Annotated in this window: 13 protein-coding genes; 7 read left to right on the forward strand and 6 right to left on the reverse strand. The window is 41.4% G+C overall.

Annotated elements, in window-relative coordinates; genetic code table 11:
- Positions 1-51: 51 nt before the first annotated feature.
- Positions 52-363, reverse strand: a complete 312-nt coding sequence (locus AAG747_RS15100) for a hypothetical protein (RefSeq protein WP_346822026.1) — start codon at positions 361-363, stop codon at positions 52-54.
- A gap of 90 nt (positions 364-453) precedes the next feature.
- On the opposite strand from AAG747_RS15100, the gene crcB reads away from it, so the two are divergent.
- From crcB to mnmA, 4 genes are all read left to right on the forward strand, one after another.
- The gene (crcB, locus tag AAG747_RS15105) at positions 454-828 is read left to right on the forward strand and encodes a fluoride efflux transporter CrcB (protein ID WP_346822027.1); all 375 of its coding nucleotides are present in this window, start codon (positions 454-456) and stop codon (positions 826-828) included.
- A 170-nt stretch (positions 829-998) separates the two neighbouring features.
- On the forward strand, positions 999-2792 hold the full coding sequence (locus AAG747_RS15110) for a hypothetical protein (RefSeq protein ID WP_346822028.1): 1794 nt from the start codon (positions 999-1001) through the stop codon (positions 2790-2792).
- Positions 2793-2890: 98 nt separating this feature from the next.
- A complete protein-coding gene (locus AAG747_RS15115) occupies positions 2891-3814 on the forward strand; it encodes a CsgG/HfaB family protein (RefSeq protein WP_346822029.1) in 924 nt (307 codons plus the stop codon).
- Positions 3815-4006: 192 nt separating this feature from the next.
- Entirely contained in the window at positions 4007-5200 is a 1194-nt protein-coding gene (mnmA, locus tag AAG747_RS15120) for a tRNA 2-thiouridine(34) synthase MnmA (protein WP_430300637.1), read from the forward strand.
- Positions 5201-5336: 136 nt separating this feature from the next.
- Here the strand turns inward: mnmA and AAG747_RS15125 are convergent, their stop codons facing one another.
- The 4 genes from AAG747_RS15125 to AAG747_RS15140 all read right to left on the reverse strand — a co-directional run bounded on the left by AAG747_RS15125 (position 5337) and on the right by AAG747_RS15140 (position 8939).
- The gene (locus AAG747_RS15125; RefSeq protein WP_346822030.1) at positions 5337-5861 is read right to left on the reverse strand and encodes a dihydrofolate reductase family protein; all 525 of its coding nucleotides are present in this window, start codon (positions 5859-5861) and stop codon (positions 5337-5339) included.
- A 130-nt stretch (positions 5862-5991) separates the two neighbouring features.
- The gene (locus AAG747_RS15130; RefSeq protein ID WP_346822031.1) at positions 5992-6552 is read right to left on the reverse strand and encodes a DUF1990 family protein; all 561 of its coding nucleotides are present in this window, start codon (positions 6550-6552) and stop codon (positions 5992-5994) included.
- Between the two features lie 225 nt (positions 6553-6777).
- Positions 6778-7665: a cyclase family protein gene (locus AAG747_RS15135; protein ID WP_346822032.1), complete on the reverse strand. Its 888-nt coding sequence runs from the start codon at positions 7663-7665 to the stop codon at positions 6778-6780.
- Between the two features lie 770 nt (positions 7666-8435).
- Positions 8436-8939 carry a hypothetical protein gene (locus tag AAG747_RS15140; RefSeq protein WP_346822033.1) on the reverse strand — a complete coding sequence of 168 codons (504 nt, stop codon included), beginning with the start codon at positions 8937-8939 and terminating at the stop codon, positions 8436-8438.
- Positions 8940-9290: 351 nt separating this feature from the next.
- Between AAG747_RS15140 and AAG747_RS15145 the strand changes: the two genes are divergently transcribed.
- Genes AAG747_RS15145 through AAG747_RS15155 form a run of 3 tightly spaced genes read left to right on the forward strand, consistent with a single transcriptional unit; the run spans position 9291 to position 11981 of the window.
- Complete coding sequence (locus AAG747_RS15145; RefSeq protein ID WP_346822034.1) at positions 9291-10037, forward strand: (Fe-S)-binding protein; 747 nt, start codon at positions 9291-9293, stop codon at positions 10035-10037.
- Entirely contained in the window at positions 10034-11407 is a 1374-nt protein-coding gene (locus tag AAG747_RS15150) for a LutB/LldF family L-lactate oxidation iron-sulfur protein (RefSeq protein ID WP_346822035.1), read from the forward strand. Before AAG747_RS15145 ends, AAG747_RS15150 begins: the two co-directional genes overlap by 4 nt.
- A complete protein-coding gene (locus AAG747_RS15155; protein WP_346822036.1) occupies positions 11397-11981 on the forward strand; it encodes a LutC/YkgG family protein in 585 nt (194 codons plus the stop codon). The genes AAG747_RS15150 and AAG747_RS15155 overlap by 11 nt, the downstream gene beginning before the upstream one ends.
- A gap of 129 nt (positions 11982-12110) precedes the next feature.
- On the opposite strand, the gene AAG747_RS15160 is transcribed toward AAG747_RS15155, so the two are convergent.
- Positions 12111-13547 carry a pyridoxal phosphate-dependent decarboxylase family protein gene (locus tag AAG747_RS15160; RefSeq protein WP_346822037.1) on the reverse strand — a complete coding sequence of 479 codons (1437 nt, stop codon included), beginning with the start codon at positions 13545-13547 and terminating at the stop codon, positions 12111-12113.
- Positions 13548-13566 lie beyond the last annotated feature (19 nt).

A 13566-nucleotide genomic window follows, 5' to 3' on the forward strand; every position in this document is an offset into this window, starting at 1 on the left:
TTTTGGGTTGGATGTGCCACTTATATGATTTTTTAATGAAAAGCTTGGGGCTTAAGAATGTTTGGAAGGCGGTTGCGGGTTGGGTTGTAAAATTTCTTCGGCTTCACTAATATCTATTTCTTCGAGGATTTTTTCAAATAGCTCTTCATTCATTGTCACTGCAAAGCGGTCCAAGCGGAAGTATTGATAGGGAAAAAGATCATCGTTATTGATCTCTTCTAACTTACAACCGTAAATTCCTTTTTGGGCATTTAATTTGGTGATTTCCACAATATGATAAGTCTTGCCCTCTTTGATCCAACGAGACAAGGGGACTTCATTCGGACGGTTTTTATCATTGATACAAACGACTTCTATATTCATAGTCCTGTTCAATACTTACCTTTGTAAAGTTAGGTAATTTTAGCAATGGAATACAGTGTTTGCTGTGTTAAAATCAATTAGATCCTATTCATGACAAAGCTATTTGTAATTTTTTTAGGTGGGGGGCTGGGAAGTATGTTTCGTTATTTGGTGAGTAAGTTGATCAATGAACAATTCGTATGGGGGTTTCCATTAGGAACATTTACCGTAAATGTATTGGGCTGTTTTTTTATCGGTTTGATTCTGGCATCCTTGGAAAAATACGAAAGCCTTGAAGCAGAGTGGGGTTTGATGTTGGCTACGGGCTTTTGCGGGGGATTTACTACCTTTTCTACCTTTGCACTCGAAAATAACACCTTATTGCAACAAAAGGCTTACGGGCTTTTCGTGGCATATGTCTTGGCAAGTCTGATACTTGGAGTTGTATCTGTTTTTTTTGGGTTTTGGCTTATTAAGAAAATTTAATTTTTAGAAATGACTATTTCCATAATGATTCCCCAACCCGGATGAATTTTCACCGTACCTTTAAAAAGTTTATCTTATGATAGGTGCTTTATATTTAGTAATGAACAGAAAATTCAATTCCTAATACTGTTGATTTACTAGGATATCTTTGTTGATTGAATACTAGTCTTATGAAAAATATCTATTGTCTCAGTTTTTTACTTTGTGTATTGACTTCCGGTGTGGTACAAGCCCAACAGCCTAAATGGGTTGATTATTACAAGCGGCAGTCCATGTTCCCCGAGTCAAACTACTTAATAGGGTTTTATTCGGAATCCGATTTATATAATGTAGGTCAGGAAGACTACGAACGTATGACTGGCTTGGCAAAAAAACAATTGATAGAGGCAATCCAGGTAAACATTAAAAGTGTTTCGCAAATGCAAATTGCCAGTCATAACAGTAAAGTGGATGAATACTTTAAGCAAACCAATGTATCATTGGCCCGGGCAAAAATCGTAGGCTTAAAAACCGAACAATATTATAATAAGAAAAGAAAAGAGGGATATGCTTTGGTGTATGCCCGGAAGGCGGACTTAATGAAGTTTTACCGGGAGCACTTGGACAAACAACTTCAGGAATTGCAAAATAAAGTCAGTGAAGGTAACCGTTTCAAAGCCTCCGGAGATAAGCGCAATGCCCTCACTTCCTTTTTTGAATGTACTCCCATTTTAAAAGAAATTGAAGAGGCGCAATCCATACTTTTGGCATTGGGTGTAGTTACTGAGTTGCATATTGATGAGGTGAATCGATTGAAAACGCTCCGGAAAGAGGGAATTACCGCTTTGCAACAAAGTGATTTGACCATGGATGAAGCGGCTTACTTTGTGTCTTACGGGCTGAAATTGCAATTGGAAGAAGAAGGTTTGGTAATGAACTTGGAATTACCGCTTTATCAGAATACCGGCTTGACCAGTGAATTTTCCCAACGGTTTAAAGAGGTATTATCAGCCAATATGGTCAAAGTAGGTAATTATAAAGTTGGCCGTAACCATGAAACTAATTCTCCAAACTTGAAAGTATCCGGGTCTTTTTGGGAAGACGGACAGAGTATCAAACTCATTACACAAGTAATCGATGCGAAAGAAGAAGTAGCCATTGCCAGTGTGGAGACCTTTTTACCTAAAACCTGGTTTCAAAGTCAAGGGGTGGCCTATTTGCCGGAAAGGGTAAAGCGTTTACAAACGTTGGAGTTACTCCAACTAAAGGCGTTGAACCCAACGGTGCAGGCAAAAGTGGCTCAAGTGCCTGTAAGCGCTTTGGAGGTTCAACTGATGAATGCTCAAGGATTGGAGCAGAGGCTTGAAAGTATCCCGGTAAAATTTTCTTTTGCGAATGAGGAACAAGCCCATAAGACGTTTGCCTCTGACAAACAGGGAAAAGTGGATGCATACCTGGATAAAATCATGTCAGGGAAAAAAGTACAAATCGTCTTTGCGGAATTTGACCTCGAGCAATATCTGGATTTGGAAGGGGTCAGTGAGAACTTCAAGCAATGGGTGGAGGAAAAACGGGCACATTTGCCGAAAGCAAAATTTATTTTACAGGTTGCCAACCTATCCGTATATGTAAAAGCCATGGAATCCAATTTGAACAAACCCGTTGGGATTTTACATATCGAACCCCGGTTAAAAGAAGCTTTGGCCAACAGGTCATTTGTATTTACCAATGATATTTCCCAAGCCGATTTGGCGATTGATATTCAAGCGAATGCGCGCTCCGGTTCTTCGTATTCAGGTATCTATTTTTCATTTGCCGATGCCAATGTAACCGTTACTGACCTGAACTCAGGAGATGAATTATATAAGGAGGCTTTTTCCAATGTGAAAGGAGGCGGAAATAATTTCCGGCAAGCCGGAATCAAAGCCCTTCAGGCAATTGGCGAAAAAATTAGCAAGAATATTCTTACCATTTTAGAAAAATAATAAGCCGTTTTACGGTGACATTTTCGGGGATGGGTCATAAAAGGTAAATCCCCGGTTTTATTAAATTCATCATAACTACTAAATAACAAGCTTTAAAAATGAAAACACACTCAATTACTACTACATTTATTGCTGCGTTTTTGTTACTCACCGGTATTTCTTCCCTTTTTGCCCAAGAAAAACAAATTAAGAAAAGAATAGCGGTATTTGTGTTTGATGACAAAACCGATAAAAGTTATCGCTGGTGGAATAATAAAGGAGTAGGACGGGGTATGAGTGATATGCTGACTACCGAACTGGTGAAATCGGGAAATTACCGGGTGATTGAACGGCAAGAGTTGGAAAGTATCATGACTGAGCAAAAGCTTGGACTGTCGGGAGCAGTAACCCCGGAAAGTGCTGCTAAAATCGGAAAGCTACTAGGTGTGGAACTGGCCGTAGTAGGATCCGTATCAGAGTTCGGTTATAAAGATGATACCAAAGGCGGGCGTATCAAAGGGATTGGTTTGGGTATCAAAAACCAAGCTGCTACCGTTGGGATTGATGTACGGATGGTCAATACCTCTACCGGTGAAATCCTGACTGCCGAAAACATACGAAGGCAAAAATCTTCGAAAGGGATAAAATTTAATTCCGCCAAGCTTTCCTTCAAAGACGAAAAAAGTTTTGACGAATCCTTAGTGGGAAAAGCGGCCCGGGAAGCCGTAGAAGACATTGTGAAGGTTATTGATAAGAGAGCCCCTGATATTGCTTGGGAAGCTAAAGTCATTATGGAAAAAGCCGGTGCCATTTACATTAATGCAGGAGCAAATGACGGTGTGAAAGCCGGGGATGTATTTGTGATTTATAAAAAAGGAGACGATTTGGTCGATCCGGATACAGGCTTGTCATTAGGAAGTGTGGATAGCAAAATTGGCGAGGTAAAGGTGGTTAATCCTAATATTGGAGAGGGAAAAGCCTCTCAGTGTACCGTAGTCTCCGGGAAGGGGTTTAGCAAAGGCGATTTTGTCAGAGAAAATTAATATTTACCAATTATGTAACAGGTGGGGCCCTCTAGCTTTTTTGGCTGGGGGCTTTTCTTTTTGGGAGAGTGGAGATTAGGCAATGGGATATATTTCAGCTATTTTTGCAGGGGGATTTACAGGTTTTGCTTGCAAAATAGTGATGCCTGAAAAAGCTATTTAAATGATCGAACTAAGAAGCATAAGAATAAGATGAAAAGAGTAGTCGTCGGGATGTCTGGAGGGGTGGATTCCAGTGTAGCGGCCTATTTGCTCAAAGAGCAAGGGTATGAAGTGATTGGTTTGTTTATGAAAAACTGGCACGATGAGTCAGTGACTATCAAAAACGAATGTCCTTGGTTGGAGGATAGCAACGATGCTTTGATTGTTGCAGAACAGCTGGGAATTCCATTTCAAACCATCGATTTGAGTAAGGAGTACAAAGAGCGGATTGTGGATTATATGTTTGAAGAATACCAACAAGGCCGCACGCCCAACCCGGATGTATTGTGTAACCGGGAAGTGAAATTCGACCTGTTTTTGAAAGCGGCATTAAAACTAAAAGCAGATTTTGTTGCCACTGGGCATTACTGCCGGAAAGCTACGATCCAAGAAGGTGCTCAATCGGTATATCGCTTGTTGGCGGGTGTGGATAATAACAAAGACCAGAGCTATTTTCTTTGCCAACTGAATCAAGAGCAGTTGGCCAAAGCACTTTTTCCCATAGGAGAGCTGACAAAGCCTCAAGTACGGGAAATTGCAGAGAAAATAGGCTTGGAAAATGCCGGCAAGAAAGATTCTCAAGGGCTTTGCTTTATCGGTAAAGTAAAGTTGCCGGACTTTTTGCAACAGCAACTACAACCTAAAAAAGGAAAGATAGTAGAGTTGCCTAAAGAAGCCACAATGTTTGAGCGGTCTCTACCTTCCAAAAAGGAAGAATATTCCTTAGAGGAGTTAGATACGATTACCGCTCCTTATGAGTTTGCCGCTACGGAAGGAGATGTAGTAGGAGAACATCCCGGAGCACATTATTTTACCATCGGTCAACGCAAAGGCTTGAATGTAGGTGGGAAAAAAGAACCTCTGTTTGTCATCGCTACAGACACTCAGGAAAATGTAATTTATACCGGACAGGGCGATCAACACCCGGGGTTATATCGCAATGGTCTTTTTATCAAGAAGGAGGATGTCCATTGGGTACGCAAAGACTTGTCTCTGGCAATAGGAGAACACCGGCCCGTTCAGTTGAGAATACGTTACCGGCAAGCTCTGGAACCCGGTACGATTTACCAGGAAGAAAACGGCCTGTATGTGATTTTTGATCAACCTCAAAGAGGGGTAGCAGCCGGGCAGTTTGCGGCTTGGTACGAAGGAGATGAGCTGTTGGGGTCAGGAGTGATTGCATAATGACTGGATAAATTCGAAAGAAGACGATTATACATACAAAAGGCGGAAAGCATTTTTTACAAATCCTTTCCGCCTCTCCGTACTAATCAGCCCCTATTAATCACATGGCTTTAGCCGGAAACTCCCTGAAAAACAGTTAATCTTTGTCATACCAAAGCTGTACCAGCCCGGAGGGAAAAGTAATGCTCTTTTTGAATTTTAAATTTTGTTCGGGCCTTCCGTCTCTAAAAAGACGAATTCCGTTTCCTAACAAGTGAGGGATGATCGAAATGATTAACCGGTCGATTAAAGCGTGGGATAATAATTCAAATACCAAGGCTCCGCCTCCATCGCAATAAATATCTTTACCAGGTTCTTGTTGAAGCCGCTTGATGAGTTGCTCTACATTTTGGATAAACTCTACATTTTCGTCTTTCCCTTGCTTTGTATTGGAAAGAACGTAGCACTTTTTGTCTTTATGAGGAAAGTCAATACCAAATGAAAGAACTTTATCGTAGGTTTTGCGCCCCCAGATCAAAGTATCAATATTTTGTTGAAATTCGGCATATCCAAAATCTTCCCCTTGAGTACTTACTATGGATAAAAAATCAATATTATCATCTTCTTTGGCAATATAGCCATCAAGGCTCATAGCAATATAAAGAATTACTTTTCTGGGCATAGTAGTTAGGTTTTTGGTGACTTATTCCCTTATAAAGGGTATAATATGGTAGGCTAAAGTTAAGAAAAAATTACTGGTTTGCTTGGTAAAATGAGGAGTATGATCGCTAGAAGGTTACGATTTTACGGATTTACTTTTCCCATTGTTTTTTAACATTCCGTAGCGCTTTATATGTACAGTAGGATTGATAAGGGCTGGTGAAAATTGTGTCGGTAAATTGGGTTAGCCAGTGGCCAGGGGTGGAAAATATGTGGATTTTAAAAAGCAGTTTATTTTCTGTTTCTTCTATGGTAAAGGTGGAAATCCCTCTTTCCGCATGGCCGGAAAGTGTTTCATAAGCAAAGCCTTTTCTACCCGGTTGGTCAATGAGCTGATTGACCCGGACGGCTAAAATGATTTTTTGAGAGAGTAGCGGGTGAGGAGGAAAATAGACCTGTTGGACAATGGTATCTCCAACTTGTATACTTCTGTTTTCTGCATCCCATTGAGTCAAAGAGGTCATAATATTTGCCGGAAAAATCTTATAGTCAAACAGAATAGATAAATTCAAACGGTCCCTCTTTTTTGACAAGGCAATACTGGAAATTCTTTCCTTCAGCTGGGGTAACTGATAGGGCATGACAGGAATGGACTTAAAATATTCAAGGTGTTGTGAAAGGCAGCTTGTTTGATCTTTTAAAAATATTTTCATCGCCATTGCTTTATATGCATCTTTGAAAGAGACCCGTTAGCCTTTCCAAATAGAAATTTGCCATGGTAGAGGAAGAGCATACAATCATTTCCCAGCTCGTCACTGTAAAGGGCAAATGCATAAAACCCTTCCCCCAAGTGTTATTTTACAAGTTGCATGTATACCATTCTGTATGCATTTTTTTCTGGATATCTAGGATGTACAAGAATGTATTCACAGGCTTGTTTATTTAATTTTTGCCATTGCTCTTACAGGAAACGTACCCACACCCTTAAATTTTGGTGGGATAGCACTGAATGTAAAACCTTCATCAGGCAATAGGTTTAAATTGCAGAGGTGTTCCACAATCAATATCTCATTGCCTAAAAGTAGACTGTGTACCGGCCGGCTTTTGCTTGAGGTATCATCAATATTGTGAGAATCGATACCTACTAAACTCACCCGGCACTCCAAAAGGTATTCGGCTGCCGACTGGGTGAGATAAGGATGGTTTTCATAATACGTTTCAGTGTTCCAATGCTGGGCCCAGCCGGTGTGGATTAATACCGCCCGGTTTCTGATTTCAAAGCCTTTCAGATGTTCTTCAGTGATGGCCAGACTATTTTCAAAAGGTACCCGGATCACGGTTCCCTCGATGTCTGCAAATTTCTCTAAACCGACTTCAGAGAGGTCTTTCCCTGTTTCATATCTATGAAACGGACAGTCTATATAGGTTCCGGTATTGGAAACCATTTCTATTTTACCAACTTGAAATTCGGTACCCTCTTCGTAATGACTTTTAGAGTCTTCTCGACTCAAATAATCACAGATAATAGGTGCAGGCAGCCCTTTGTAGGTGACCAGCCCGTTTTCAATCGTATGACTCAAATCGATGTAGGTTTTAGCATGGGCAGGGCTGTCAATAGGTTGACGTTTGTGTTTTTCACGAATGATTTCTTTGTTTAAAATTTTTGTTTTGCCTACCATCAACAAGCGCATGTCTTCTACGATATAGTCGATCAACTCTGCATCCGAAATATTCTCACTTGAGATGTCGAGCCGGAAGTCTTCCCCTTTAATACTTCCTCCGTTTGTGAAATAAATTTCAAAGTCAAATTTTACCCTGTAGTCCATTGAAATAAATGATTTTTTATTAGAACCGTTTATCCGTTTTTGGATGATTGTTCATTAGAAATAGGTAAGCCAAATTAAACAAAATATCTCTAATCCGGTAGGAGGTAAAGGACAGTATTTCAAGAGGGAGTATAAGAAGGGTTTTAGGGGGGATTTTACAGAGGAAACCGGGGGTAAGAAATAAATAAAGGCTCCACAATTTGTAGAGCCCTTAATACTTTAATAAACTAAACTAACAAACAAACTTCACTATCTTTAACTACAAAGAAAGGCAAATGATATGAAAATACGTTTCACTTTCTTTTCTCTGCTTTAATTTTCATGTAATATTTAGCTGTTTTTTTGTTTTTTATAAAAGTATTCGAATTTAGATATCTGCTAATATTGGTATAAACCTTACGGGGTTTTGATAAGTTTAAATGGTTTTCTGTTGTAAACCAGTAATTTAAAGCTCGTAATGAAAGCTCTTAAAAATGGGTGTGAGGATATACATACAATTGAAGTAGTTTCTCTTAGCGCTTTTCGGGCAAGAGCAAAAAGCTCTCTTTGTATAGTACAAAAGAACCTCATTACTTTACAAACAGTACAAAACATACAGAGGTTTCTGATAAGGATCAAGTGCAAAAGGAAAGTGGAAATTTGAAGGCTTCGGGTATTATTCGCTGCCCTTGTTTAAGGGCATAGGTATACACCGGTAAAGTATTGAACATTACCCTTGTGCAGGAAGTATACTCCTAGACTTTTTGCTTTGAAAGAGTTGTCGCTCTGGTTTACTCTGCCAATAATTTTTTAGGAATTGACAGGAACGAATAGAAATAAAAGGCAACCCAAGTAACCATTAAAAGAGCAAATAAAACTATATAGCCATAATGAGTCATCTCAAAGTCGGAGTTAAAGCTAAAGACAATGGCTACACAATAAATCATAAAGAGGTTAATGATACTATTGAGCGCATAGATCCAGCCCTTGGCTCTTTCATACAATTCCTTTTTCATCTCTGAATTGCTATGCCATTTAGTTTTATTGGGTAAAATAAGCAAGGATTTAGGAAGGTAAGGTAGCGATATGCCAATGACACTCAATCCGATGTTCATCAATAGTGCAATGAAAATGGATGAGTAAAAGAAACTTCCCCGGTCAATCAGATATTCTTTAAACCCAGCCGAGGTCAAGTCGAGCTTGAGGGTTTGAGGAAAGTAAATATAACATAACAGATTTATTCCCAACACCGTCAAGAGGGTTAAGATCATTGCATATTTCGCCAGTCTGAACATACGTATAGCCTTTACCAGAATGTATAAATCCTTTTGTTTTGTGGTTTACGGGAGATTTAATTGCTCTCAAATCCCTCGAAAAAAGTACCGATGTGCAAAGCTAGTAAAGAAATGATGAATTTGAGTTGAAAACAGAAAATAAGCCGGAAGGGAGTTCTTTGTTTGGGCTGCATATCGTGAAATACAAACGTTTTCAATCGCCACAGGAGAAAAAATTATTAACTTCACACAGTTGAAAAAGTGGGGAGGGAGTAGGTTTTTGAGAGCCAATAAACACGTTATGTTTGTTTCTCTCATAGGGGCCGGATTAGGTTTTGGCCCTGTATTCAATTTCTACAAACACTATTGAGTATGAAAAGGAAAGTGGGTCTTTTTATCCCCTGCTATATTGATCAATTCTATCCTAACATAGCCATTGCTACTTTAAAACTTCTGGAAAAGTTTGATTTGGAGGTTGGATACCCTTTGGAGCAAACCTGTTGTGGCCAGCCCATGGCCAATTCCGGTTTTGAGGAGGCTAGTTTGGATGCTGCACAGTTGTTCATCCGGAATTTTCAGGAGTTTGATTACATCGTGGCCCCTTCCGGAAGCTGTGTGTTACATGTCAAAGAACATTATAATCTATTGCCTGGATCTGAGGCTGTGACAAAGGTTCGGGAAAACACCTTTGAGCTATGTGAGTTTTTGGTAGATGTGCTCAAGGTAGACCACCTGAAAGCCCGCTTCCCTTTCAAAGTGGGTTACCACTCCAGTTGTCATGGTCAGCGAGGGCTTTGTTTAAGTCAATCTTCCGAATTAAACGCTCCGGGCTTTTCCAAGCCTAAGCAATTACTTCAAATGGTAGATGGCCTGGAACTGGTGGAGTTGAACCGGCCGGACGAATGTTGCGGCTTTGGCGGAACCTTTGCCGTGAGCGAAGAGGCTGTTTCGGTAAGAATGGGCAAAGACCGGATTCAAGATCACCTGGAGCAGGGAGCGGAAGTGCTGACCGGAGGGGATGCTTCTTGCCTGATGCACCTGGAAGGCTTGATTAAGCGAAAGCAGCTTCCTTTGAAAGTAAAACATATTGCGGAAATTTTAAATGGAGAAAGCGTATGAACCATCCGGAAGCAGCCAAAAAATTTGTAAAAGACGAACAACGTACCACTTGGCATGATCAATCTTTGTGGTTTGTCCGTACCAAACGCGATAAGTCCAGCAAGTCCCTTCCGGAATGGGAAGAGCTTCGCAATATGGCTTCGGCCATTAAAGCCAATGTGCTGTCTCATTTGGATGAATACCTGGAAGAATTTGAAAGAAACGCTCAAGCAAATGGCGTGACGGTACACTGGGCAAAAGATGCAGAGGAACATAACCGGATTGTGCACAGCATACTTGCCAAACATCGCGTAAAGCGTCTGGTAAAAAGCAAGTCGATGTTGACGGAGGAATGCCATCTGAACCCCCATTTGGAACAGCAAGGCATAGAGGTCATCGATACGGATCTGGGAGAGCGAATCGTGCAATTGGCTAATGAACCTCCCAGTCATATTGTAATGCCGGCCATTCATAAAAAGAAAGAAGAAATAGGGGAGTTGTTTGCCAAGACAATAGGGACAGAACCCGGAGCAAAAGATCCGCAATACTTGACGGAAGCCGCCCGTCAGCATTTACGCGAAAAATTCCTGGCTGCTGATGCGGCCATCACCGGGGTGAATTTTGCCATTGCCGAAACCGGGGGGGTAGTGGTCTGTACCAACGAAGGCAATGCTGACATGGGAGTGCACCTGGCTCCTGTGCATATCGCTTGTATGGGAATGGAAAAAATTATTCCCAAAGCGGAACATTTAGGCGTATTTCTTCGGCTGTTGGCGCGTAGTGCTACCGGGCAGCCCATTACTACCTATTCTTCTCATTTCCATAAGCCCCGTGCCGGAACTGAAATGCATATTGTAATTGTGGACAACGGCCGTTCGGAGCACTTGGGACAAGAAGACTTTAGAAGAGCCCTACATTGTATTCGTTGTGGTGCTTGTATGAATACTTGCCCGATTTACCGGAGAAGCGGAGGGCATAGTTATGGGTATACCGTACCCGGACCCATCGGCTCCATCATAGCCCCGGCCCGTAATTTGAAAGCAAACCATACCTTGCCGTTTGCTTCTACTTTATGCGGCTCGTGTAGTAATGTGTGTCCGGTGAAGATTGATATTCACGATCAGTTGTATAAATGGAGGCAAGTGATTGCCAAAAAGAAAGAAGTGCCCCTTTCCAAGCAATTGGCAATGAAAGTAGCCGGAAGAGTATTTGCCAACCCCGGTTTGTATCGTATGTTGGGCAAAGTGGGAAGAAAGGTGTTGCGTTTGCCATTAAAACCTTTGATCTATAATCCCTTAAACACCTGGGGAAAGGCTAGGGACTTACCGGAAGCACCCAAACAATCCTTTAGAGAATGGTACCTTGAAAACTATCCGAAAAATGGGAAGTAGAGAACAAATATTAGCCAGAGTCAAAAAGAATAAACCGGAAGGTATGCCTTTACCTTCTGTCAAGTTTTTTGAAGAATATGCTTCGGAAAACTTAGTGCAAGCTTTTTCGGAAGTGTTGGAAGGTGTAGGAGGGAAAGTAGTAAGTGTTTCGGGATATGCCGAGGCAAAGCAACAAATACTGGGCTGTTATCCGGATAAGAAAAATGTGGGATCCTCTATTCCGGAATTAGAGATGGGCGGTTTGACTCTGGATGCCATAGACGATCCTCATGCATTACACCAATTGGATTTGATGCTTGTAAAAGGGGAAGTAGGCGTAGCGGAAAACGGTGCCATCTGGGTATCGGAAAACTCTCTTTCGCACAGGGTATCCCCCTTTATTACGGAGCATCTGGCCATTGTCCTCGAAAAAGAGAAACTTGTTTGGAATATGCACCAAGCCTATAGCCGTGAGGAGGTTTGTTTGGAAGGCTATGGAGTCTTTATAGCCGGACCTTCCAAAACGGCCGACATTGAACAATCGCTGGTGATTGGGGCCCATGGGCCGCGTAGTTTATTGGTAGTATTGATCTAAAACAAAGGAATTAAAATACAATAAGGGAGCAATGTGAATTCGCTCCCTTATTGTATTTTAAAACTTCTCTTACACATATATTCCCCTCCGTTTTCCTCATTCTTTCACCATTGCAACCATGGTTTACAGTTAACCTAATTTCAATGAAGATTTTATTTCTTCATAGGTTTTCCAAAGTAGGTTTAATAACTGATCAACGTTTTCCTTTTGCACATGTGTTTGCCCGATGGCTACGCGAAGTGTGTATATGCCATTGAGTTTGGTATGTGTGAGATATACTTTTCCCGAAGCATTCATTTTTTGCATTAAGGTAGCATTTAGCCGGGTGAGCGCTTCTTCGCTGGATAGTTGAGAAGGTTTTAAACGGAAACATACCAGGTTTAATGGGGTAGGGGCCAAGAGCTCCACTTCCGGATGCTTTTGAATGGCTTCCAGGAAATAATGCGACAGTTCAATGTGGTGACGGATTTTCTTTTGTAGTCCCTTCACCCCAAATGAACGGATGACAAACCATAGTTTCAATGCCCGGAAACGCCTGCCTAGTTGAATGCCCCAGTCGCGGTAATTGTTGACCTGTTTGTCTACTTGGGTTTTCAGATATTCCGGCAAGATTTCAAAGGTTCGGATCAATTTCGACTCATCTTTGACATAATAGGCAGAGCAATCAAAGTTCGTAAACATCCATTTATGAGGGTTGAATACATAACTGTCGGCAAGTTCCAGTCCCTCAATGATCCATCGTTTTTCCGGTAGCAACATGGCTGTGCCGGCATAAGCACCATCCACATGTAGCCATAAGCGATGCTTTTGGCATATTTCACCTATTTTTTTGACCGGATCGATGGCGGTGGAGCTGGTAGTTCCGATAGAAGCGACTACACATAGCGGGTGAAAGCCCAGTGCAATATCGGTTTGGATTTCTTTTTCCAAAGCATCCGGCCGCATGGCAAAGTCCCTGTCTACCGGGATTTTACGAAGTTGATCGCTACCGATCCCGGCAATTTTGATGGCTTTGTCTATGGAAGAGTGTGTTTGTGTGCTGCAGTAAACGGTGAATTTGGTTTTGGAGTCCAGTCCCGATTTATTGCTTTGAAAATCAGTAGCACTTTCACGGGCCGTTAGCAGGGCGCATAAGGTAGCGGTGGAAGCCGTATCCTGGATAACTCCGGTAAATTCGGCTGGTAATCCCATCATTTGTTTCATCCATTCCATTACCTTTTGCTCCAATTCGGCTGCAGCAGGTGACGTTTCCCAAATCATGCATTGAGCGCCTAAGGTAGCGGTCAACATTTCTCCCAGAATGGACGGGTAACTGTTATTTGCCGGAAAGTAAGCAAAGAAATTTGGATGTTGCCAATGCGTAATTCCTTTTAGGATTTTAGTTTGGAAGTCCCGGAAGATTTGGGAAAAACTCTCCGCTTCTTCCGGAGGAAGCTCCGGTAACTGTTGATAGATTTCACCAGGCTCTACTTGAGCTTTTACCGGAAGGCTTTCTATTTGTTGGAAATAATCGGCCATCCAGTCAACCATGTTATGTCCGAAATTTCGAAATTCTTCGTTAGTCATGAAATTTTCGTTTATTTGT

This window comes from Rapidithrix thailandica (assembly GCF_039710355.1).
Lineage (GTDB): Bacteria > Bacteroidota > Bacteroidia > Cytophagales > Flammeovirgaceae > Rapidithrix > Rapidithrix thailandica.

Bases quoted from the DNA above. Each gene is read 5' to 3' on its own strand.
- AAG747_RS15100 (WP_346822026.1), bottom strand. From the start codon at position 363: ATGAATATAGAAGTCGTTTGTATCAATGATAAAAACCGTCCGAATGAA.
- crcB (WP_346822027.1), top strand. From the start codon at position 454: ATGACAAAGCTATTTGTAATTTTTTTAGGTGGGGGGCTGGGAAGTATG.
- AAG747_RS15110 (WP_346822028.1), top strand. From the start codon at position 999: ATGAAAAATATCTATTGTCTCAGTTTTTTACTTTGTGTATTGACTTCC.
- AAG747_RS15115 (WP_346822029.1), top strand. From the start codon at position 2,891: ATGAAAACACACTCAATTACTACTACATTTATTGCTGCGTTTTTGTTA.
- mnmA (WP_430300637.1), top strand. From the start codon at position 4,007: ATGAAAAGAGTAGTCGTCGGGATGTCTGGAGGGGTGGATTCCAGTGTA.
- AAG747_RS15125 (WP_346822030.1), bottom strand. From the start codon at position 5,861: ATGCCCAGAAAAGTAATTCTTTATATTGCTATGAGCCTTGATGGCTAT.
- AAG747_RS15130 (WP_346822031.1), bottom strand. From the start codon at position 6,552: ATGAAAATATTTTTAAAAGATCAAACAAGCTGCCTTTCACAACACCTT.
- AAG747_RS15135 (WP_346822032.1), bottom strand. From the start codon at position 7,665: ATGGACTACAGGGTAAAATTTGACTTTGAAATTTATTTCACAAACGGA.
- AAG747_RS15140 (WP_346822033.1), bottom strand. From the start codon at position 8,939: ATGTTCAGACTGGCGAAATATGCAATGATCTTAACCCTCTTGACGGTG.
- AAG747_RS15145 (WP_346822034.1), top strand. From the start codon at position 9,291: ATGAAAAGGAAAGTGGGTCTTTTTATCCCCTGCTATATTGATCAATTC.
- AAG747_RS15150 (WP_346822035.1), top strand. From the start codon at position 10,034: ATGAACCATCCGGAAGCAGCCAAAAAATTTGTAAAAGACGAACAACGT.
- AAG747_RS15155 (WP_346822036.1), top strand. From the start codon at position 11,397: ATGGGAAGTAGAGAACAAATATTAGCCAGAGTCAAAAAGAATAAACCG.
- AAG747_RS15160 (WP_346822037.1), bottom strand. From the start codon at position 13,547: ATGACTAACGAAGAATTTCGAAATTTCGGACATAACATGGTTGACTGG.